Source organism: Paraniabella hibiscisoli (assembly GCF_022512515.1).
GTDB lineage: Bacteria > Bacteroidota > Bacteroidia > Chitinophagales > Chitinophagaceae > Niabella > Niabella hibiscisoli.
On the sequence record NZ_JAKWBK010000001.1, the window covers coordinates 1,771,661 to 1,792,360 of the forward strand.

Here is a 20,700-nt window from a genome sequence, read left to right on the forward strand (position 1 = left end):
AATATTGTTTATACGATTTAAAAGGAATCGTATAAAAATAAAGCAATAATGCTATAACCTGCTGTTCTGCTGAATTAAAAATGATTTACGCTTCTTCTTTGGTATTCAGCGCCTTCCACAAGGCGTCCTTCAGTTCTACCAATCCCTTCTGTGCAACAGAGGAAATAAAGAAGTGTGGTATGTTGTCAGGCATTTCGGCGCTGATTGCCCGCTTCAGTTCATCATCCAGCATATCGCTTTTACTGATGGCGATCAGCATTTCTTTATGCAGCAGTTCTTCATTATACTGCTCTAGCTCGCTCAGCAAAATTTCAAACTCTTTTCGATGGTCATTGCTATCTGCGGGTATCAGGAACAATAATACAGGGTTGCGTTCTATATGACGAAGGAAGCGATGTCCAAGTCCTTTTCCATCTGCGGCTCCCTCTATAATACCCGGTAAATCAGCGATACAGAAGCTACGTCCGTCGCGGTATTCAACAATGCCGAGATTGGGAGTAATGGTAGTAAATGCATAATCAGCGATCTTGGGTTTGGCAGCAGTAATCACTGACAGCAAGGTGGATTTACCTGCATTGGGAAATCCTACCAGACCTACATCTGCCAGTACTTTTAATTCCAGAACCTTCCAGCCTTCTATTCCCGGTAACCCTGGCTGTGCATGTTCCGGAGCCTGGTTGGTAGGTGTTGCAAAGTTGTGGTTACCCAATCCACCCTTTCCGCCAGGCAACCATATCACCTGCTGCCCGTCTTCCAGTATTTCGGCTTCTTTTTCACCGGTTTCTTCATCTATTGTAATAGTGCCCAGCGGAACTTCAAGAATAATATCTTTACCGCTGCGACCAGTACATTTATTATGACCGCCACTTTCACCATCTTCCGCCAACACGTTTTTATGATAACGCAAATGCAATAAGGTCCATAGGTTACGGTTTCCCCGTAAAATAATATGAGCACCACGACCGCCATCGCCACCGTCAGGTCCACCTTTGGCAGTGAATTTATCTCTTAAAAATGCTTAATACCAGCTCCACCATGCCCACTGCGGCAGTATACACGTATCTGGTCTACAAAGTTGCTTTTCTCCACGTTCTAAATAATTAATAGGGGGCAAAGATACGCCGAACCTTTAAAGTGGAGGAAAAAGCCTGAAATGACTACCGCATTCCGGTGTATTCAAATCCTTTTTCCGTAAGCTGATAGATGAATTTGCGCGGAGTTAGCTGGTCGCTTTTACCTACAAAAGGAATATAAAGCGTGCGGCTGGATTCGTTGTAAACAATTAATTGCAATGGTCTTTCGGGACGATCGGCAACACTGGAAAAATCGAAATTGATACTGATAGCACTCAGGGCATTGCCGTTGGTATGAAAAATGGGGGCTTTGTCTTCCAGCTTATTGCCATTAATGGTATAAGCAGTAATGGTTTGGCTGTGATCTTTATTTGAAAAAATGGCATTGGTGATGACCAGGTAATAAGATTTGCCGCCGGTGGTGACATTATATATCCCCGAGCAATAGCTGCCAATATCGCCGTTAACCGGGCGATTTTCTGAGTAAATGACACCATTATGTCGCCATTGATAGATGGTACGAAACTCGTGCATGGTGCCTCCTAGCCAGGTGTCCCAACTATAAATTTTCAGATTTTTATCGGGCGACATCCTGATAAAGCAAAAGTTACTATCAACAAGTTTGGAAAATTTATAGTCGAAAGTCGCCGGCTTAGAGGTGATCAGGCGTTGGAACTCTTTTTCAAACCTGTCAGAATAGATGGCTGCACTATCCGGATCAGAATAATGGAGGTCGACTATTTTCGCGTGCAGACGGGCACAAGAGAGTTCCTTCTCCGCAATACGGTTCACCTGCGAAGAAGCACGATTGCCAACAACTGTCAAAAAAGTTAAAAGAAGCAGGATTCTCCAGTGCATGGGGATTTTCTTTACCGGCAATTGGATGGGCCGCTCGCTGGCCTGGCTATTCAGGCTTTATCAGCCTTTCTTTTTCGCTGCCGTATCCAGTTTAATATTTTCTCTTACCTGTTTCCAGTAATCCCTGCCGTAAGAAACAAATATCTCGCTCCCCGCAGGTATGGGAGTTTTAGCTTTAATATAAACCCGGTTATCTTCTTCGTAATATTCTGCATTGTTTTTCAAACCAGTAACCCGCGTAAGTCCGGCAGCATCGTTGGCATAACGTCCTAACGATTTCAGGTCTTTCGACGCATCAATAATATTTTGCTCGTCAATAAAATAAATGTATGGGTTATCCGCATCATCTTCCACTTCGGCCCAGGTAGCCCGGCGGCCGATATATTCCGTGATTACGGTACCTTTCGCAACATCAACGGCGGTAAATAGTCCTTTGCCGGATTGGGGGATCGTTGAGGTTTTAACTTTTAAATGCTTTGGGGGTAAGCTCATGCAGTGGAAGTATTTTGCTTGCGAATATATTACAATGTTCTGCACAAAAGCATTCCCTATTAATAAGTTTTTCCAATGGCGTCACAGGCCACTTTCAATAAAGCATTGTCATCATTGGCATCATGGCCCATTTCCCAGAACATAAACCCGCCGCCGTTAGTTTTAGCGGATAAGGCTTTTTGTTTAGTGCTTTCGTGTCCTGTATAGTAGGTCGTATACGCCGGTCCCGTTGCGGGCGTAATGATGGCCGAATCGGACAGATGAACAGGGGATGGCCCTGACTGGGTAGCAGTAGCTAATATGGTTTTAAAAGATGTGGATATCTGTGCCGCGCCTGAGTTGCGACCATAAGCCGGGATACCCAGAACAAATTTTTCTTTGGGCATGCCCCGGGTGTTGATCCAGTAATTGGTACAATAATCAACGAGGGCCATATTGCTGTGATGTTTATAGGGAGCGCTGGTACTGAAATCATCGTACACCATTACATTGAAGAAGTCAGTATAAGCAAATACCTCATTTTTAAGCCCATCTCTTACCGCTCCGGCATATCTTCCCGGGGTGATTGCAGCAGACAGGTAGTACTTCCCGTCAGTATGCAGCGAGTCTGAAAGCTCCTTCATCAGCAATGCAAATACAGTATCAGTTCCATCTGTAGTTCTCGGGTACTCGTAATCCATATCAATACCATCCAGGCTTTGGCTGCGCACTTTATTCATCAGGTCTTTTACAAGAGTATTGCGGCGGGTGGCGTCTCTCAACAAGAAAAAATTAGCAGAAGTTCCATTCACAGACAAAAAAACCTTTGCTCCATTGGCCTTTGCCTTGGCATATAAGGCGGTAAAAGTTGTAGAAGACGGTATGTCAACGGTTGATGATGCATTAATAGCTGCAAAAGCATAGTTAACCACGTTACACATTTTAAACATCCGGTCAGGATACTCTGATACGCTACGGTAGCTGGGGAAATACTGGATCACCATAAAGCCCATTGGGGCAGGAGGTGTTATTAGCTGGTATTTAAATGATGTGGCGGTTGTAACAGGGTTTTGCGCATTGCCCATACTGTTTTTGGGCTGCACATACCAATAGTAGGTGTTGGACAAGGTTCCGGCGGGAAGACTATGCACATAAAAGCTGTCACTAAGATTGCTGGCGATGACAGTGGCTGTATTGGCGCTGGTCCCCAAAAATAGGTCGTAGGCCGTAGCGCCATTCACATGTTTCCATTGCAATGTTATGTTATTGGTCAACTGGGTTGTTCCATTGGCAGGACTTATATTGGTGGTGGTGCCTGGCGGTGTGCCGTAGGTAAAAGAAGTAACGGACGAAGAACATCCGGTGGCTGCTTTATTATTTCCTTTCGGAACTACATACCAATAATAAGTGGCGTTAGCGGTTGATGGCAGGGTATAATTGTAGGAATTTCCTGAAATGCCAGGTACTGCCAGGCTTAAGCTGGTTGGCGAAGAGCCTATATATAGATCGTAAGATGCTATGCCGGTAACGGCGGTCCAGCTAAGAGTTACACTGGTAGTGCTCACACTACTGGTGTTAGCGGGCGCAATATTGGTGGTACACGGCAACGGTTTATCATCAATCACATCTTTCTTACTACACGAATAAAACGCCAGGCTTATTATTGAGGCCATCGACAAAAAATTAAAAATTTTCTTATTCATACGGTAAAGGGTTGGTAGCTCTATAAAAATAAGTCATTTTAGCTGAAATAAATGAGGCAAATGGCCATAATTGCGGTATTGTATTCAAAAGGGCTTATTTGATGAGCGGTTAGGCAAGAGGCAATCATTTTGTTTTCTTTGTAAGTTTGGTGCGCTTTTCAAAAAGTACATGTGTTTTCAATTCAAATTATATGATCATGATTAAAAGATCTCTTGTGGTGATGCTGTTGCTGGTGGCAACGGTTTTTAAATCCTTTGCAGATGAAGGTATGTGGCTGCCTCATTTATTAGGGCAGCAGGTTTATGCGGATATGGTGAAAAAAGGTCTGAAGCTGACAAAGGAGCAATTATATAGTGTTAATAAAAGCTCTCTGAAAGATGCGATCATCATTTTTGGCGGAGGCTGCACGGGAGAAATAGTAAGTGCGGAAGGATTGATCTTTACCAACCACCATTGTGGCTATGGCGCTATTGCCGGAGCAAGTACTGTTGATCATAACTATCTGAGGGATGGTTTTTATGCCAAAAACAAAGCTGAAGAAATTAAAACAGCGTTGACGGTTCAGTTTTTAGTACGCATAGAAGACGTAACCAAGGAAGTGACTGATGCACTGGGGAAATTATCGGGTGCTGAACGTGCTAACAAACAAATGGAAGTGATTGCAGCCATCAATAAACGATTCAGTGATGCTGATAAAAGTATCGATTGCCGTGTTAGTCCCATGTTTAAGGGCAATCAATACCTGGCTTTTGTATATGAAATATATAAAGACATTCGCCTGGTTGGTACGCCTCCGGAGAGTGTAGGTAAGTTCGGTGGTGATACCGATAACTGGGAGTGGCCCCGTCACACAGGAGATTATTCTATTTTTCGTGTATACGCAAATAAAGATAACAAGCCCGCAACCTATGATGCAGCCAATGTGCCTTTAAAACCCAAATGGTTTTTACCGGTTTCTTTGAAAGGCGTAAAAGAAAATGACTTTGCGATGATCTGGGGTTACCCTGGTGGCACCAACCGTTATGAGTCTTCTTATGGAATTAAGCTGGCTACAGATGTAAACAATCCTACATTGGTGAAGCTGCGCGACATGCGTTTGAAGTATATGTTTGAAGAAATGAAAAAGATCCGGCTACCAAATTGAAGCTGGCATCCAGCTACGCAGGTATTGCCAATTACTGGAAGTTTTTTGACGGTGAGACTAAGCAGTTGCTTAAATATGATATTTACGGCCAGAAAAAAGCAGCAGAAGAGAAGTTTAATACCTGGGCAAAGGGCAAAACAGAATACCAGACTCTTTTTGCAGACTGGGGCAAGGCTTATGAAGACTGGAAGCCTTACGCGGAAGAAAGAGTGTATTTAAACGAGGGTATTCTAGGTTCGCCGTTGGCGGCTTTTGCTGCCAGTGTAAGAATGGCCGTCACTGCGAAAAATGCCGGTACTGAAGAAGCGAAAAAACAGCTTAATACACGAAGAGCCGCGTTCCTGGAGGCAGAAGACCGGCCATCTGACGAGAACATACTTGCCGCCTCTACCAAATGTTTTTGAGAATGTAGAAAAAGACCAGCAACCCAAGGGCTTTTTTGAAGCTTTGCAGCAGAAGTATGGTCCTTTGGATGACATGGCTACCTACAAAAAATATGCAGCAGATGTATTTAAAAACACAGCAGCATTCGATGATGCAAAATGGACAGCATTAGTAAACGGAGCGAACGCAGAGCAAATTAGTAATGATCCCGCAGTTAAACATGCTGCCGCATTTATTGACAATTACCGCGCAAAATTTGACCCGGCTTACCAGCAATTCACTGTAAAAAATAATGACTACGGAAGGATATACCTGAAAGGAGTATTAGAGATGGATGCTGCTAAAGCTAAAATGATGTATCCTGATGCGACTTTTACGATGCGTGTAAGCTATGGCCAGGTAAAACCTTACCAGCCTAAGGATGCCGTTTCTTATGATTATGTAACAACTTCAAAAGGATTGCTGGAGAAATACGTGGCGGGTGATTATGAATTTGACCTTCCTGCAAAGCAGATTGAGTTGATTAAGAAGAAAGACTTTGGTCAATATGCTGACCCGGTTAGAAAAGACCTGGTGATCGGTTTTATTTCTTCCAACGACATCACGGGTGGTAATTCCGGCTCACCGGTGATCAATGCCAACGGAGAACTGATTGGTTTGGCTTTTGATGGTAACTATGAAGCTTTGAGCCATAAGCTGGCTTTTGATAAAGACCTGAACCGCACCATTAATGTTGATATCCGCTATGTATTATGGTGTATCGATAAATTGGGAGGCGCTTCTAATATTATTAAAGAATTGAAACTTGTTAAATAGTTTAATTTTTCGTACCCTTTGGAGAAAGGACAGGCTTCGGCCTGTCTTTTTATTTTATAGCATCTGTGTTTTGAGCGCAGGTTAACCGTTGAGGAAAGAGAAACAGAGTTTACGCAGAGACGGATCAGTACTTCATTTGAATTAAGGATACCTCCACGTAATCTTTGCGTGCTTGTTTCTCTGCTGTAAAAAAGCTGGTGATATCTGCGTTTTAGTGAGTCTGTTGTTCCGAATAAAAAATTTCCTGTAAGTTTAGCCTATGGATAAAGCACTGATCACGAAAATAGAACTGCACAAACTATCTGTTCCTTTAAAAGAACCTTTTATCATTTCACTGGGACCTATTTACAGCGCCGACAATGTGGTGGTAGTGGTGCATACCGAAGCGGGTATTACCGGCTGGGGAGAGTGTAGCCCGTTTATGAGTATTAACGGGGAGAGTGCTGATACTGCCCTGGTAGTTGCGAAATATTTTGAAAAAATATGGTTGGGGAAAGATGCCCTGCAGATCGAAGCGCGCATTAATGAGCTGGATAGTGTGATATACGGAAACAATAGCATCAAAAGTGCTTTTGATATGGCCCTGTACGATATTGCAGCCCAGCTGGCCGGCCAACCACTCTATCAATACCTGGGTGGATCGAAAAATAAAACAATTGAAACGGATTATACAGTAAGTGTTGGAGAGCCAACAAAAATGGCGGCAGATGCGTTAAAAATAAAGAAAGCGGATTCCCGGTTATAAAGGTAAAGATCGGGAAGGGGGCGCAAATGATGTAGAACGGATCAGGGCTATACGGGAAGCTGTGGGGTATGAAATTCCTTTAAGAGTAGATGCCAACCAGGGCTGGGGTTTTGAAGAGGCTATTGCTACATTAAAGGCATTGGAGCCATTTAAGCTACAGCACTGTGAAGAACCCTTACCGCGGTGGGCTTTCATGCAATTACCCGAAATACGCAGGCAGAGCCCGGTTCGCATTATGAGCGATGAAACCTGCGGCGATCACAACGATGTGCAAAGATTGATCGACCTGGAAGCCTGCGATCTGATCAATATTAAGCTCGGTAAAAGCGGTGGCATTTTTAAAGCCTTAAAAATGATAAAGCTGGCTGAAGCTCGTAATATAAAGATCCAGATCGGCGCTTTTCTCGAATCAAGGATCGGCATGACCGCTTTTGCACACCTGGCTTTATCAAGCGATCAGATCATCTACTTTGATTTTGACACCGCCCTGATGTTTAGTGAGGACCCCGTTGAAGGAGGCATTATTTATAAGGAAAATGGAGTGATCGAAGTGCCCGAAGAACCTGGTATTGGTGCCCGTTTAAAAAACAACAGATGATGAATCAGCCTTTCTAAACTACCCGGTAATTTTGTGTTGTGGATTATATAAAGGAATATAAACAATTTGTAAGTAGTTACTATTTTAATGAAGCCATACGAATCACGATAGGGATTACGTTGCCGGCCATCGTATTCAGCTATTTTGGCAAACTTGAAATAGGGCTGATCCTGTCTTTGGGAGCCATGGCTGTCAGCGCTTCTGATATTCCCGGCCCTATCCACCAAAGACGTAATGGCATGCTGGCCACCGTGGCGCTTATTTTTCTTTCTTCAGTCATAACGGGCTATATCAATCACCACCCGCTGCTATTGGGCATAGGACTTACTGTATTTTGTTTTTCGCTGAGTTTTATTGGCGCTTACGGCGCACGCGTTAACGCTATTGGTTTTGCGGGCATACTGATCATGATATTGACGCTGGATATGCGAGCTGAAGGAGCAGAAGTGCTTGTTCACGGGCTTTTCCTGGTAGCCGGAGGCCTTTGGTATACCATGCTTAGCCTGGCTTTATTCGGGGTTAGACCTTACAAGATCATCCAGCAGGCATTGGGCGATAATATCATTGCCATTGGCGACTATTTTGGTACCCGGGCGCTTTTTTACGATAAGAATGCTGATTACGACAAGATCTATAAAATGCTGATGGAAGAGCAGCAACAGATACAGGACAAACAAACCCTGTTGCGTGAAATGCTTTTTAAGAGCCGTAATATTGTTAAAGAATCTACTGTAACAGGGCGCACATTGCTGATTATCTTTACCGAGTCCATTGACCTTTTTGAAAAGTCATCCGCTACTTTTTATAACTATGATGCCATGCACAAGCGTTTTGATGACAGTGGTATTTTAAGCGCTTTTCAGCGGATGATCTATGTAATCGTAGACGAGCTGCACCAGATTGGCCTGGCCGTTCAAAGTGGGCGCCCGCCTCGGGCTACCCGCAAGCTTAATAATGAGCTGAGACTATTGCAAAACGAGTATGAAGCATTTGCCAATAAATACCGCACTCCGGAAACATTTGACGCTTTGGTGAATATGCGAAAGCTGTTACAGTCGGTGGAAGAAATCACGCTGCGTATTTATACCTTACACCACTATACCCGCTATGACCGAAAAAAGATAAAGGAGTATAAACTCTCCGGCAACTACGAGCATTTTGTAACTAAAACGGATCTGGATATTGAAATATTGAAAGAAAACTTTTCGTTAAAGTCCAATAGCTTCAGACACGCCGTTCGTGTAACGTTAGCCTGCATATTGGGTTATGGCGTAGCTAATTTGCTGGAGTTACAATATAGTTACTGGGTGTTGCTCACGATCATTGTAATATTAAAGCCTACTTACAGTGTTACAAGGCAAAGGAATTACCAAAGGCTGATAGGTACTTTTGTAGGTGCGCTGGGCGGACTGGCCCTATTATACCTGATCCCCACGCAAAATGGCAAGTTTGCAGCGATGATCTTTTTGATGATTATCACTTATAGTTTTATGCGCACCAAATACCTGGTGAGTGTTATTTTCATGACAGCGTTTATCATGATCTTTTTTACCTGCTGAACAGTCATAACTTTTATGAGATATTTAAAAGCAGGTTGATTGATACGACAGTGGGTTCGATCATCGCTTTTATTGCAGCTTATGTATTGGTTCCTTCCTGGGAAAAAACCCAGTTAAATACTTATATAACGAATGCGTTGAAAACGTCTAAAAAGTATTTTGAAACAGTGGCTACTACTTTCGCCACCGGGGCATTGAACGACCTGGAGTATAAGCTAAGTAGAAAGGAAGCGTTTATTGAACAGGCCAATTTATCTGGTGGTTTTACCCGTATGATGAACGAGCCAAAAAGCAAACAGGGTGACCTGAAGAAGATCCACCAGATGGTGGTACTGATCTATACCTTAAACTCTCATATTGTTTCGCTGGCAGGTTTTGTAAGAGGGTTTACCAACAAGTACGGTGATGAGGATTTCCATGCGATCAAGGATGATATAACGGCCGAGCTCAATGAAGCCTTATTGCTGATAGAGCATAAAGAAGTGGCCGAAGCTCAGCATCATGCTCCTATAGAGCTGAAGGAGGAACTAGATGAACTGGTGTCTAAAAGAAGACTGGAACTACAACAGGGCCTTGTTGAAACAGAAACCAGGAAAGTACTGGTAGAATTTAAACCTGTCGTAGACCAATTCCTGTTTATCAGCCGTATTGCCGGCGATATCAAGAAACTGGCCAAAAGCTTTTAACGTTGGAACGCAAGCAACCCATGCTGACTGGCTGTAAAAATGTCCCTGAATATTCTATTGATCTCTGACGCGGAACTGGTGGCTGCCAACCCGCAATAGGGGTAAAGAGTTGTAACCGCCGTTCTGCAGGTGTTCACTAACAGGCGACTTGTATCTGCGATCTTTTTAATGCTCTTCTTAGAAGGCTGTCCCTTGGAAAGAAGCTCTTCCCAGGATGTCTGCACTAATTGGTATAGCTGTGCTGACAACTGGTTTATTTTTTGTTGCTCGGCACCGATCCTTTCAATCGCTGATTCATAAGCGGTAGCACCAATTTTTGATTGCCTGTTGGCAACAATATCCTGTGCCAGTTCTGTAAAATGACGGGTCATTCCCAGGGTATTAACGGCGATAGTAGATTCAGCCAATGGCATAAAAGGGTATTGGTAGATAGGGTCACTCAGACTTGCATGAGCTGCATCTATAAGAAAGCTCTGGTCAAATGGTACTTTAAGGTCTTTTACGCTAAAGCTATGACCCGCGGTCGCAATCAGCCCCATCGTATCCCAATCTTCATGAATGGTGACATCTCTTTTATTGAAAAAGAATGAGCGGATTTCCGGGCTTCCGTCATCCTTTAAAACAGGGCTGCCGTTTTCTTCAATGGTGCAGTTCGCTGTAAAATGAGTAAGATGCGGAGCACCGGTAGCATAGCGCCAGAAGCCGTTCACAAGGTATCCGTCTTTTGTCTTTTGGGCTACTCCGCTCACCGCGCCACTGCCGCCAAAGCATACTTTAGGAGATGAAAAAATGGATGCGGCTTTCCGGCTATGAATATAGCCTGCAAAAAGATTCGCACCTGCACATAGGGTGACGGTCCAGCCAAGGCTTCCATCTATGTAAGCCAGGTCTTCCTCGTAACCTAGAGCTTCAGGTAAGCTTAATCCCAATCCTTCATATGCTTTGGGCAGAAAAAGCTTGAACCATTTTTCTTGGTAGACGATCTTTAGAAGAGCGTTCGGTAATGTGCTCTTCTGTTCGGCTTGTTTACATAATCTTCTAAGTAATTCAAGCTGATCCTTACTCAAAGCTAAAGGCTGTTTTTTGTTCATTCTTTTTAATGGTTTTGTTCCAGTCGATATAACCCAATACGGCAATGATGAAAAGGAACAGGGTTAAGAGGGCGTAAAGTGGCAATCCTTTGTAAAATAATAGCGGCACTGCAAATGCATTACTGATGTTCAACAGGATCCAGTTTTCGATTTTTCTCTTTGCCAGCAGCCACATACCGGCCCAGGCGGTAGCGCTTACCCAGGAGTCATATACGGGTACGGTCGAATCTGTAAATTGCGTCAATACGGTATACAGGATAACAAAAGCACTTACAACGATGCCGATTGTTTTCAACCATTCAGTTTTTGTTGCACGGGTAACGGGAGGCGCTGCATGATCCTTTCGTTTTTGCCACCACCACCAGCCATAAATACTCATCACCAGGTAATACATATTCAGCGCACTTTCGGCATATAATCCTGAATGAAAAAAGATATAAGTTGATATAATAACAGAGACGATACCGCAGGGGTAGAGCCATATTTTATTGGCACGAGCCAGCAGTACCTCCGATACACCAAAACTTACACCCAGCCATTCAAGCGCAGGCACGGCTTTTAACTGTTCCAAAAAAGGTGAAACCACTCACTTAGGTTCATAACGATACATATTAATCAACCCACGGAAGTGTAATAGAAAAGGTAAAATCTATTCCCTACGCCGGCATTACCCGGATCAGGTTATTGGGTATAATCTCAGCCCGTAATATTAAGGCACCCCATGAGTAAGGCGAAGATAATGATTTTTTGCGGAGCAATAACACGAGCGTATTTCCAGACATAGCATACGGACACGCGATTTCGCAAGTAAAGTAATTGTAAAGCAAAGCTTGTAGCATTACTAAGTAAAACCTGCTGCAAGGCACATAATAATGCGTCTGTTATATAAAAAATTTGATTTTTATGTAATTTTACTTTTTAAAATATGTATCTTATGAAAAACATAGCTGCCTTAATTCTGGTGAGTTGTCTTAGCATTCTTTCCTGTTCGAAGCAAGAAGAAAACCCATTGCTAAAACGGAAGAAAAAGAAGAGGAGAAAAAGAAATTGCGAATACTGATGGTGTCACTGTTCCCGGAAAATTAGATTCTTTACTGCTCGGCTCATGGCGATATATAGGTAGTGCGGTAGATCATTCCCCCTACTTTTTGAGGCGGATCCGTCTAAAGAAAGCTTGATTATTTTTCGAAATGACAATTCTTATATAGCAAGCGAGCGATCAAGAATGATTGATTCCGGAAGGTTTAGGGTATTGGATACCACCTATTACACCTCAAGCCCAAGGCGAATGCTCAATAAAAGATCTGCAATGATTGGGGGACTGGTGAACCCACCATGTATTATATTTTATTAAGCAATGATACGCTGAGTCTGAGCCATGGTTTGGGTGGACCAAAGTATAAAAGAATTGTAAAGTAATTGTAAGTCTTATTGATATATCCGGCAGCTTATCTCTATATCTAATGGATAGTACTCCCTTTCAATACTTTTATTGCTGAACCTTCAGCCAACAGAACGGACCTTGGCTGCATATTATTCAGAAACGAAAATACAGGACCATATGATAATTCAAAGTCAACGTTGATGCTGTAGTCTGTTACCTGGTAGGTTTGCCAGCGTGGATGTTGTACTTCGTACTCGCCGGTTTTTGATCGTCCTCTCTGAGTATATCCCCAGTAATGCTCAGTAATAAATTCTGCTTCGCTTCCTGCAGCAATATCTTGGGAACCGCACTTGCGTTAATGACCATCTCGTGCCATTGCTGTTTTTTCCAGCCATAAGTGATTGTTTGCTGTTCTTTCCCGATCTGCCATTCGTGGCGCATGGGCAAAGCCTCATAATTTTCGCCATATACATTATTGGCCACCCAGGCAATCATCGTTTTAGGGACAATCTCTTTAATAAACACTACACCACGTTTCCACTCACTTCCATCTTTATATCTCACATAAAAACGCAGGTTCACTTCCTCAAAACTTACGTGGCCCGGTATTTTAATTCCCAGTAATTTAGTTTGTTGAAACATAAATCCCACCAGGCTTACATAGCAGACGCCGTTCCAGGTATCCAGCTCAGTTTTATAAGGAATAAAAGGTTGCAAAATAGCCGGATCTATAGCGTAGTTGGCCATTGCCAGTTTACGCCATTCGGCTGATAGGAAGGTGGTCATAGGTCAAATCTTATTTCTTAGTTTCATTGAATGTTACCCTAACAATATTATCCATTGGTAATGGACTTATAGTAGCAGTGAACTTCTTTCTATGAATGTTATTAAAGCGATCCAGGTATTCTATAAATAATTTTAACTCGGGATCTCCTTCACCTAGAAGAAATTGTAAATCTTTTGTAGCAAATAGTTTTGCATAGACTCCCCACATAAGAATTGGAAGATTTATATTGGCTACTTCTTCTGGCTTTACATAACTATGTGTAGGATATGGGCCTACCATATCGTCCTTAAAGTAAATGTATCTACTACCTATATAATTTGCCACTTTGTCCTTATTGTAGTTCCATTGCACGGTAACATGTTTAGCAATGCCGTTTCCAATATTTTTAATCGTTCCAGCGGGGAATGGATGGTATTTAACTTTGTCATCGATAATTAAACCGACTTTGTATTTTGCAAATGGCTCTCCGTCCGGTCTTTGAAACCCGTCAACCTTTTCATCTATTTCTTCTATTCTAAGATTTAAGGGCATAGGGTACAATATGGGTTCATTGCTTACGAATATTTGCTTATAAGCATAATAAATGGCGAGGACAGTAGCTAAAGAGCCTACTATGGAAAAATAGTTGGTTAGTTTGTTGTCATTTATCTTTTGTGTAAAATCGATATTTTCTCTGTATAGGAATAAAAAACCTAATAAAAATGAAGTGAGAAGGAAGGGGATTAATACTTTTTTAAGTCTTTTTCATGTCTGGTCAATTACACTGTACTTCGTCATTTACTATTTTATTCCCTCCAACTCTTTTTGTAACCTGAACCCGCCTGCTTCGCATTCGGGCAGGCATTTCAGTATTACTTCATCCCCTCCAACTCTTTTTGTAACCTGAACATTTCGTCTCTTAATTTCGCCGCTTCCATAAAATCGAGATCACGCGCCGCTTTCTCCATGTCTTTTTCGTTTTGGAGATTGCTTTTTCCATCTGGGGGATGGTCTTATACACTACTTCATCTTCTGCAGCCACTGTTACCAGGTCTTCATCAAAACCGATAGCCAATGGTTCTTTTTCGTCAAACCCTTTGATATCTAAAACGCTGGTTTGTTTAAATACATCTTCCTTCGACTTAACTACTGTACGTGGTGTAATATTGTGTTCAATATTATAAGCGATCTGTTTCTCCCGGCGACGATTGGTTTCATCAATGGTGCGCTGCATACTGCCCGTCATGGTATCAGCATAGAAAATCACTTTGCCATCTACATTTCTTGCCGCACGTCCCGCGGTCTGCGTTAAAGACTTCATTACGTAAAAACCTTCCTTATCCGCATCCAGAATGGCAACCAGGCTCACCTCCGGTAAATCCAGTCCTTCTCTTAAAAGATTTACACCTACCAATACATCAATTTCGCCCAGGCGTAGCTGCCGCAATATTTCCACACGCTCTAAAGTATCTACTTCGCTGTGGATATACTTGGACTTGATATGAATACGATGCAGGTATTTATCCATTTCTTCAGCCATGCGCTTGGTTAGTGTAGTTACCAGTACCCGGTCGCCTTTTTCACCGTTTTATCAATCTCATCCAGGAGGTCATCAATCTGGTTAATACTGGGCCTCACCTCGATCGGAGGATCCAGGAGGCCTGTAGGCCGTACTACCTGCTCAGCAATCACACCGCCTGTTTTCTCCAGCTCGTAAGTATCGGGGTTGCCGATACATAAATAACCTGGTTTTGCAGGCTTTCAAATTCGTGGAAATTCAGCGGGCGGTTATCCAGGGCCGATGGTATGCGGAATCCATAATCAACCAAAATCAGTTTCCGGCTCCGGTCGCCGCCATACATACCACTGATCTGTGGCATGGTCTGGTGACTTTCATCCACGATCATCAGGTAATCCTTCGGGAAATAATCGAGCAGGCAGAAGGGGCGCGTGCCAGGACTTCTCCGGTCAAAGAAGCGGGAATAGTTTTCAATACCGTTACAATAGCCCAGTTCTTTGATCATTTCAATATCATACTCTACCCGTTCCTTAATACGCTGGGCCTCTATCAGCTTGCCTGTGCTGGAAAAATATTCTACCTGTGCCGTCATTTCATCCTGTATCTCGTAGATCACCTGCTGTATCATATCTTTGGGAGCTACATAAAGGTTGGCGGGGAAAATTGCAGCATTACCTATGGTCGAAATTCGTTTATTCGTTGTTACTTCAATGGTCTCAATCTCTTCAATTTCATCTCCGAAAAAAGTTACCCGGTAACCATGATCGACATAAGGAAGATTGATATCTACGGTATCGCCTTTTACTCTAAAAGTACCCCTGGTAAACTCAATAGTCGTACGGGTATATAATGAATTGACCAGACCATGTAAAAACGCCTGCCGCGAAATGGTTTGTCCACGTTCAATTCGGATAATACTGTTTTCATAGTCAGCAGGGTTACCTGCGCCATAGATACAGCTCACAGAAGCCACCACGATGATATCTCTCCTCCCGCTCAGCAAACTGGTAATCGTACGCAGTCTTAATTTATCCAGTTCTTCGTTGATCGCCAGGTCTTTTTCGATATAAGTATCACTTACCGGTAAATAAGCTTCGGGCTGATAATAGTCATAGTACGACACAAAATACTCCACCGCATTTTCGGGAAAGAACTGGCGGAATTCACCATAGAGCTGAGCTACCAGGGTTTTATTATGGGTGATGATCAGTGTGGGCCGCTGCGTGTTTTGTATCACATTGGCCATGGTATATGTTTTACCACTACCCGTTACACCTAGCAGGGTCTGGTATTTTTCTCCATCAAAAACGCCTTCAGTCAATTGCGCGATAGCGGTGGGCTGATCACCGGCGGGTTGAAACGGGGTATGTAATTTAAATGGCACTAAATAAAAGTTGTGTTTAGGTAACAAACGTACATCAAATTTTTTGTCCATTAATTACACAAGCAATGGATGAAAAATTTTAAGGGAGTTATCCTTCTACCAAAAAAGTGTAATAAAATATATAAGGTAATTAAGGAAAATAAGGTTGGGAGGCTTTAACCAGAATATTTTTCAAAAAGGACCGCCTGCAATTAACACCATTTTAAATGGTTGCATCATTAAGAATTCTTTAAGAAAAAAATGACAATCAGCTGGTTATATATGCGGTTTTTAATGTGGTTTTAATATGGTCGTCTCTTTTTCTAATTGAATTCTAATTTGAGCTTTATATGGTTCTAATACCTCCGTGGTAGCTTTGCCTCAGGTAAAAAAGGGTAAAATAATGGAAAGTACTGGACCCTAAAAAAAGGAAAACAATGAAGAAAACATTTATTATAATAACAGCAGTTTTTGCGGTACTCGCCTGTTTATCGTTCACTATTAAAGCATATCACGATCCTGAAACAGTTATCCTGGGCGCCTGGAAAGAAGTGCATTGGGAGTACGACAGGGTATATCATAGCGCGCATATAGACAGGGCTATAACGTCTGCTCCACAAGAAGTGAAAGAAATGTCTACCACAGACCTTGGAATTATTAATGCAGAAAGCTGTTTAATCCGGATGGCAGCCTTATTTTAAGCAGTCATAATAAGAAAAAACAAGCCAGTTGGAAAATTAAAGGACGTGGCAATATTCTGATGATCACTTATGATAATAACAGGGTAGAGCGGTATAATATAGCCAGGCTTACGAAAGGTAACCTCGAGTTAAACTTTGATACAGACGCGAACATTCGGGGGATTGCAAAGGTTAGTTGTGTGAAAATTTAAAAAATTATGTTACGTAAATATAGTAATAGCAGAACACTGGGGGACAACGTGAGGTTGGGTATATTAACTGCCCTTGTTGCCGGTATGGTAAACGTGGCTTCACTATTATTATTCCTGTCCTTCTCGTCTAATGTTACCGGGTATTTTGCCATTTTTGCTTCGGAGCTGGTAAGCGGTAATATCTACCAGATCGCTTTGGTAGGTTCTTGGATATTCCTCTTCTTCTTTGGTAGCTTTGTATCCAATTTCCTGGTGATCAACCTATCTGAAAAGAATAAATACCTCGCGCATGCGCTTCCTTTGTTGCTGGAGCTGGCTTGTATTTTAGCAGTAGGCATTTATGGTACTTACTGGTACAAAGGCTCATTACATGAGTCGGAGTTGTTGTTATCCCTGCTTTTATTTGCTATGGGTTTACAGAACGGGCTTACTGCCAGCATTTCCAATTTTGCGGTAAAAACTACGCACCTCACCGGTGCAACCACTGATCTGGGGGTATTGGCCTCCATGTTCACCAATAAAAAATTCAGGAATAAAAGAGAGCTGAGAGATAAAGCGACTTTGATCTTCTCCATTTTTATATCGTACGTTGTAGGTGGAGTGCTGTTCGCTTTGTTCTATGAAACCTTACAGTTTAAGATGTTCTTTATCATCGCGGCGTTCTTACTGGTGGTGATCTTATATGATTCTTATAAGGTTTGGATATTAAAGTTAAAGCGCTTTCGTATTAACAGGAGGCAGAAAAGTAGTATGCTGGTACCTTCTTATAGCAAAGAGCACCATAGCTAAAGCTCTACTGGTACAACATGGGGTACCAGCTAAGAAGGCAGGCCAATAAACCAACCTTCCTCCCTCTCTTCTATTGGATAGGTTTTTAAAAAATATCCTTCACCTGAGACATTCCTGCCATTCTCCAGGCTGAACTTGTATCTGTGTAAAGGACATACGATCTGTTGCTGCACATTAACATAGCCACCCACTAAAGGCACTGCTGCATGCGGGCACTGAGCGGCACAAGCAAAAGCTTTGTCAGCCACGCGGGCGATGCAGATCTTTTTCCCGGCTACTTTAATCTCAGCCAGGTTTTCATGATTGAAAGGTATTTCGTTTAAATGCAGTGCAAATAAATGCCAGGTATATTCTTTATTCATCTTAAGGAAAAGCCCAAACTGTGTTCTCAACACGAGATGGCTCTTTAGGTTTCTCACAGCGCTCACAGAGAAACGGAGGCACTGAGCATTTGCTTATTGAAAATTGAGTATTGAATATTTGTATCAAAAAAACAGAGGCGTCTAAACTAACAACTCATTACTGATTATTCATTCTTGCCACACCCCATTCACTATTTCCAATTTACTTTTTATTTCACACCCGCCTGAACAAAGTTCTTTCGGGCAGGCAGCGCGCAAAGAAGCAGAGTCGCAGGGGAATTAATGAGTATTGATATATTGAAAATCGAATGCTGAATCTCTTTTATCACTACACTGCTGGGAGTTGATAAAACACTGTTTACTCATCACTGACTATTCTTTTTCTTAATCCCTACTCGCCACTCGCTATACCCTATTTTCTAATAAAACATCGTCTTATAGGGATAACGTATCGCATATAGCTCCTTCACCTTATTCAGAATAGTTTCGCGCAGGCCTTCTACATTACGTCTTTCCGTTGCAGAAACAAATACTACATTTCCCTGCAATTCATTGCTCCAGCGGTCATAAAGATCCCGCAATATTTCTTCCTTGGTTTCGTCTCCCAGCCATTCGTCAAAAGTTTGCGTTTCGTACAGGTCCATCTTATTAAAAATGGTAACCGTTGGCTTATCGAAAGCCTTTAATTCCTGCAAGGTCTTATTCACTACAGCCAGTTGATCTTCATAGTTTGTGTGGGAAATATCAACCACATGCATTAAAATATCTGCCTCGCGCACTTCATCCAGCGTGCTTTTAAAGCTTTCTACCAGGTGGTGAGGTAATTTTCTTATAAACCCTACGGTATCACTTAACAGGAACGGAGTGGTTTCAAAAACAACCTTGCTGGTAGTAGTGTCCAATGTAGCGAACAGTTTATTCTCTGCAAATACATCACGCTTGCTCAACAGGTTCATGATGGTACTCTTGCCAACGTTGGTGTAACCTACCAGGGCTACACGAATAAACTCTCCACGCTCTTTGCGTTGGGTGAAAGCCTGTTTATCTATTTCGGCCAGCTTTTTACGAAGTAAGGTAATTTTATCGCGAACAATACGACGGTCGGTTTCTATCTCTGTTTCACCGGGACCACGTGAGCCAATACCTGCTCCCTGTCTTTCCAGGTGACTCCACATACCACGTAGCCTGGGTAGTATATATTGATATTGGGCCAGCTCTACCTGGGTGCGTGCCTGCGCCGTTTTGGCACGACGCGCAAAAATGTCCAGGATCAGATCCGATCGATCGATTACTTTTATTTTCAGTTCTTTCTGGATATTATTGATCTGGGCTCCGCTCAGCTCATCATCAAAGATGACCAGGTCGATGCCATTAAAAGATATGTACTGCCGTATTTCTTCCAGCTTACCTTTTCCCACAAAAGTCCTGGAATCAGGGTGTTGCAGCTTCTGCACAAAGCGTTTACGTGTAACAGCGCGGCTGTTTCCGCCAGGAACTCCAGCTCATCCAGGTAGTCTTTAACCTGCTGCTCTGTTTGGTCTTTTTGTACAACGCCTACAATAACGGCCGTTTGTTGGTCTTGTATGATATTCTTCTTTTCTAACATATTTCACCTCAAAGTTAACAAAAATGCTGCCGGTTAAAGGTTTATGACAAACTGTACGTTTTATTGGATAGGAGATTGGCTAATGGATATGTGTGAAGTGGGAATAGTGCCGGATATTAGCTGAAAGATACCGATGGCTAACTCATAAACAGGCTTTATGGTTTGTTTATCATTGGGAAATAAGTAAATGGTTACCTTTGTGGGCTTTAAAATTTGAAATCAATTGAAAAAATTCAGGAGAATATTTAAGTATATCGCTTTATATAAGGGCAAAATTGCGCTGTATATTTCTTTGACAATATTAGGCTCATCTTTATCAGTCGTTTCTTTAGGGATGTTGGCTCCGCTTATGTCGATCATTTTTAACGAGCCGGGTATTGGCGGGCAAAATATTTTGAAGAAGCTTCCGGGGGAGATTTTCTGGGAAAGGAGCTGGTGCGATTGGTAAATGAAGGGCACCAGATGCAGGCGGTATTGATATGTTGTATTTTGGTGATTGTTTCCATATTCTAAAAAATCTGCTCTTGTATCTTTCTTCGCTTTTGTCCGTACCTGTCAGAAGTTCAATTACCATTCATTTGAAAAATGATATGTATGCTAAGGTATTGTCGCTGCCCGTAGGATATTTTTCAGATCAGCGAAAGGGCGATATCATGAGCAGGATGACGAATGACGCCGCTTTAGTTGAAAGTTCGATTATCAATACTATGGAGGGGATGATCAAAGACCCGGTGTCGGTGATCAGTTACCTTGTGGCGATGGTAGCCATTAGCCCCAGCCTTGCCATGTTTTTATTGATCCTTTTACCAGCTACGGCTTTCATTATCGGGCGGATTAGCCGCACATTAAAAAACAAAGCAATGCAGCATCATTAAGAATTGGTGATACGC

23 protein-coding genes, 2 pseudogenes and 1 riboswitch are annotated in these 20,700 nt (G+C 42.4%); of the genes and pseudogenes, 9 read left to right on the forward strand and 16 right to left on the reverse strand.

The genetic code is table 11. From position 1 onward, the window contains the following. Window positions 1–85: 85 nt before the first annotated feature. The 4 genes and pseudogenes from obgE to MKP07_RS11255 all read right to left on the reverse strand — a co-directional run. Window positions 86–958 (reverse strand): annotated as a pseudogene (obgE, locus tag MKP07_RS11240) (GTPase ObgE); the annotation flags it as partial. A gap of 199 nt (window positions 959–1,157) precedes the next feature. Continuing rightward, window positions 1,158–1,931, reverse strand: coding sequence for a hypothetical protein (locus MKP07_RS11245; protein WP_240847279.1), 774 nt, complete (start codon window positions 1,929–1,931; stop codon window positions 1,158–1,160). A gap of 60 nt (window positions 1,932–1,991) precedes the next feature. Beyond that, entirely contained in the window at window positions 1,992–2,423 is a 432-nt protein-coding gene (locus MKP07_RS11250) for an SET domain-containing protein (protein WP_240847280.1), read from the reverse strand. Between the two features lie 59 nt (window positions 2,424–2,482). Next, a complete protein-coding gene (locus MKP07_RS11255; protein ID WP_240847281.1) occupies window positions 2,483–4,105 on the reverse strand; it encodes a glycoside hydrolase family 18 protein in 1,623 nt (540 codons plus the stop codon). Window positions 4,106–4,416: 311 nt separating this feature from the next. Between MKP07_RS11255 and MKP07_RS38365 the strand changes: the two are divergent. The 6 genes and pseudogenes from MKP07_RS38365 (at window position 4,417) to MKP07_RS11280 (ending at window position 10,038) form a co-directional block, all read left to right on the forward strand. Next, window positions 4,417–5,654 (forward strand): annotated as a pseudogene (locus tag MKP07_RS38365) (S46 family peptidase). Beyond that, the gene (locus MKP07_RS38370; RefSeq protein WP_262919266.1) at window positions 5,629–6,450 is read left to right on the forward strand and encodes a S46 family peptidase; all 822 of its coding nucleotides are present in this window, start codon (window positions 5,629–5,631) and stop codon (window positions 6,448–6,450) included. The pseudogene MKP07_RS38365 and the gene MKP07_RS38370 overlap by 26 nt, the downstream one beginning before the upstream one ends. A 259-nt stretch (window positions 6,451–6,709) precedes the next feature. Further along, window positions 6,710–7,195 carry an enolase-like domain-containing protein gene (locus MKP07_RS11265; RefSeq protein WP_240847282.1) on the forward strand — a complete coding sequence of 162 codons (486 nt, stop codon included), beginning with the start codon at window positions 6,710–6,712 and terminating at the stop codon, window positions 7,193–7,195. A 61-nt stretch (window positions 7,196–7,256) separates the two neighbouring features. Further along, window positions 7,257–7,793 (forward strand): mandelate racemase/muconate lactonizing enzyme family protein, encoded by a 537-nt coding sequence (locus MKP07_RS11270; protein WP_240847283.1) that lies wholly within the window; start codon window positions 7,257–7,259, stop codon window positions 7,791–7,793. A gap of 38 nt (window positions 7,794–7,831) precedes the next feature. Then, window positions 7,832–9,352 carry an FUSC family membrane protein gene (locus MKP07_RS11275; RefSeq protein ID WP_240847284.1) on the forward strand — a complete coding sequence of 507 codons (1,521 nt, stop codon included), beginning with the start codon at window positions 7,832–7,834 and terminating at the stop codon, window positions 9,350–9,352. A gap of 35 nt (window positions 9,353–9,387) precedes the next feature. Beyond that, window positions 9,388–10,038, forward strand: a complete 651-nt coding sequence (locus MKP07_RS11280; RefSeq protein ID WP_240847285.1) for a hypothetical protein — start codon at window positions 9,388–9,390, stop codon at window positions 10,036–10,038. Here MKP07_RS11280 and MKP07_RS11285 read toward each other — a convergent pair. The 9 genes from MKP07_RS11285 to MKP07_RS43725 form a co-directional block, all read right to left on the reverse strand. After that, complete coding sequence (locus MKP07_RS11285) at window positions 10,035–10,967, reverse strand: acyl-CoA dehydrogenase family protein (protein ID WP_240847286.1); 933 nt, start codon at window positions 10,965–10,967, stop codon at window positions 10,035–10,037. The two genes, MKP07_RS11280 and MKP07_RS11285, sit on opposite strands and share 4 nt — an antisense overlap. A 130-nt stretch (window positions 10,968–11,097) precedes the next feature. Beyond that, the gene (pnuC, locus tag MKP07_RS11290) at window positions 11,098–11,715 is read right to left on the reverse strand and encodes a nicotinamide riboside transporter PnuC (protein WP_240847287.1); all 618 of its coding nucleotides are present in this window, start codon (window positions 11,713–11,715) and stop codon (window positions 11,098–11,100) included. Window positions 11,716–11,765: 50 nt separating this feature from the next. After that, window positions 11,766–11,861: riboswitch (TPP riboswitch) on the reverse strand. 728 nt (window positions 11,862–12,589) lie between these two features. Further along, window positions 12,590–12,820, reverse strand: a complete 231-nt coding sequence (locus MKP07_RS38375; RefSeq protein WP_317235996.1) for a DUF2071 domain-containing protein — start codon at window positions 12,818–12,820, stop codon at window positions 12,590–12,592. Further along, on the reverse strand, window positions 12,727–13,299 hold the full coding sequence (locus MKP07_RS11295; RefSeq protein WP_317235803.1) for a DUF2071 domain-containing protein: 573 nt from the start codon (window positions 13,297–13,299) through the stop codon (window positions 12,727–12,729). The genes MKP07_RS38375 and MKP07_RS11295 overlap by 94 nt, the downstream gene beginning before the upstream one ends. Window positions 13,300–13,309: 10 nt before the next feature. Continuing rightward, complete coding sequence (locus MKP07_RS11300) at window positions 13,310–13,831, reverse strand: hypothetical protein (protein ID WP_240847288.1); 522 nt, start codon at window positions 13,829–13,831, stop codon at window positions 13,310–13,312. A gap of 320 nt (window positions 13,832–14,151) precedes the next feature. Further along, complete coding sequence (locus MKP07_RS43710; protein WP_449589533.1) at window positions 14,152–14,217, reverse strand: hypothetical protein; 66 nt, start codon at window positions 14,215–14,217, stop codon at window positions 14,152–14,154. Next, complete coding sequence (locus MKP07_RS43715; RefSeq protein ID WP_240847289.1) at window positions 14,199–14,819, reverse strand: helicase-related protein; 621 nt, start codon at window positions 14,817–14,819, stop codon at window positions 14,199–14,201. Before MKP07_RS43715 ends, MKP07_RS43710 begins: the two co-directional genes overlap by 19 nt. Before the next feature lie 17 nt (window positions 14,820–14,836). Further along, window positions 14,837–14,971 carry a hypothetical protein gene (locus MKP07_RS43720; protein ID WP_262919267.1) on the reverse strand — a complete coding sequence of 45 codons (135 nt, stop codon included), beginning with the start codon at window positions 14,969–14,971 and terminating at the stop codon, window positions 14,837–14,839. Continuing rightward, window positions 14,968–16,182, reverse strand: a complete 1,215-nt coding sequence (locus MKP07_RS43725) for a DEAD/DEAH box helicase family protein (RefSeq protein ID WP_240847290.1) — start codon at window positions 16,180–16,182, stop codon at window positions 14,968–14,970. The genes MKP07_RS43720 and MKP07_RS43725 overlap by 4 nt, the downstream gene beginning before the upstream one ends. A gap of 416 nt (window positions 16,183–16,598) precedes the next feature. Here MKP07_RS43725 and MKP07_RS11315 point away from each other — a divergent pair, with 416 nt between their 5' ends. Beyond that, window positions 16,599–16,862, forward strand: a complete 264-nt coding sequence (locus MKP07_RS11315) for a hypothetical protein (protein WP_240847291.1) — start codon at window positions 16,599–16,601, stop codon at window positions 16,860–16,862. Between the two features lie 197 nt (window positions 16,863–17,059). Beyond that, complete coding sequence (locus tag MKP07_RS11320; RefSeq protein ID WP_240847292.1) at window positions 17,060–17,842, forward strand: YoaK family protein; 783 nt, start codon at window positions 17,060–17,062, stop codon at window positions 17,840–17,842. Between the two features lie 29 nt (window positions 17,843–17,871). On the opposite strand, the gene MKP07_RS11325 is transcribed toward MKP07_RS11320, so the two are convergent. From MKP07_RS11325 to MKP07_RS11335, 3 genes are all read right to left on the reverse strand, one after another. Next, entirely contained in the window at window positions 17,872–18,237 is a 366-nt protein-coding gene (locus MKP07_RS11325; RefSeq protein ID WP_240847293.1) for a Rieske (2Fe-2S) protein, read from the reverse strand. 386 nt (window positions 18,238–18,623) lie between these two features. Beyond that, complete coding sequence (hflX, locus tag MKP07_RS11330; RefSeq protein WP_240847294.1) at window positions 18,624–19,622, reverse strand: GTPase HflX; 999 nt, start codon at window positions 19,620–19,622, stop codon at window positions 18,624–18,626. Beyond that, entirely contained in the window at window positions 19,541–19,810 is a 270-nt protein-coding gene (locus MKP07_RS11335) for a hypothetical protein (protein WP_240847295.1), read from the reverse strand. Before MKP07_RS11335 ends, hflX begins: the two co-directional genes overlap by 82 nt. 524 nt (window positions 19,811–20,334) lie before the next feature. Between MKP07_RS11335 and MKP07_RS11340 the strand changes: the two genes are divergently transcribed. Next, on the forward strand, window positions 20,335–20,685 hold the full coding sequence (locus tag MKP07_RS11340) for an ABC transporter transmembrane domain-containing protein (RefSeq protein WP_240847296.1): 351 nt from the start codon (window positions 20,335–20,337) through the stop codon (window positions 20,683–20,685). The last annotated feature ends 15 nt before the right edge of the window (window positions 20,686–20,700 follow it).

Bases quoted from the DNA above. Each gene is read 5' to 3' on its own strand.
- MKP07_RS11245 (WP_240847279.1), bottom strand. From the start codon at position 1,931: ATGCACTGGAGAATCCTGCTTCTTTTAACTTTTTTGACAGTTGTTGGC.
- MKP07_RS11250 (WP_240847280.1), bottom strand. From the start codon at position 2,423: ATGAGCTTACCCCCAAAGCATTTAAAAGTTAAAACCTCAACGATCCCC.
- MKP07_RS11255 (WP_240847281.1), bottom strand. From the start codon at position 4,105: ATGAATAAGAAAATTTTTAATTTTTTGTCGATGGCCTCAATAATAAGC.
- MKP07_RS11265 (WP_240847282.1), top strand. From the start codon at position 6,710: ATGGATAAAGCACTGATCACGAAAATAGAACTGCACAAACTATCTGTT.
- MKP07_RS11295 (WP_317235803.1), bottom strand. From the start codon at position 13,299: ATGACCACCTTCCTATCAGCCGAATGGCGTAAACTGGCAATGGCCAAC.
- MKP07_RS11300 (WP_240847288.1), bottom strand. From the start codon at position 13,831: ATGCCCTTAAATCTTAGAATAGAAGAAATAGATGAAAAGGTTGACGGG.
- MKP07_RS43715 (WP_240847289.1), bottom strand. From the start codon at position 14,819: ATGGCTGAAGAAATGGATAAATACCTGCATCGTATTCATATCAAGTCC.
- MKP07_RS11315 (WP_240847291.1), top strand. From the start codon at position 16,599: ATGAAGAAAACATTTATTATAATAACAGCAGTTTTTGCGGTACTCGCC.
- MKP07_RS11320 (WP_240847292.1), top strand. From the start codon at position 17,060: ATGTTACGTAAATATAGTAATAGCAGAACACTGGGGGACAACGTGAGG.
- MKP07_RS11335 (WP_240847295.1), bottom strand. From the start codon at position 19,810: ATGTTAGAAAAGAAGAATATCATACAAGACCAACAAACGGCCGTTATT.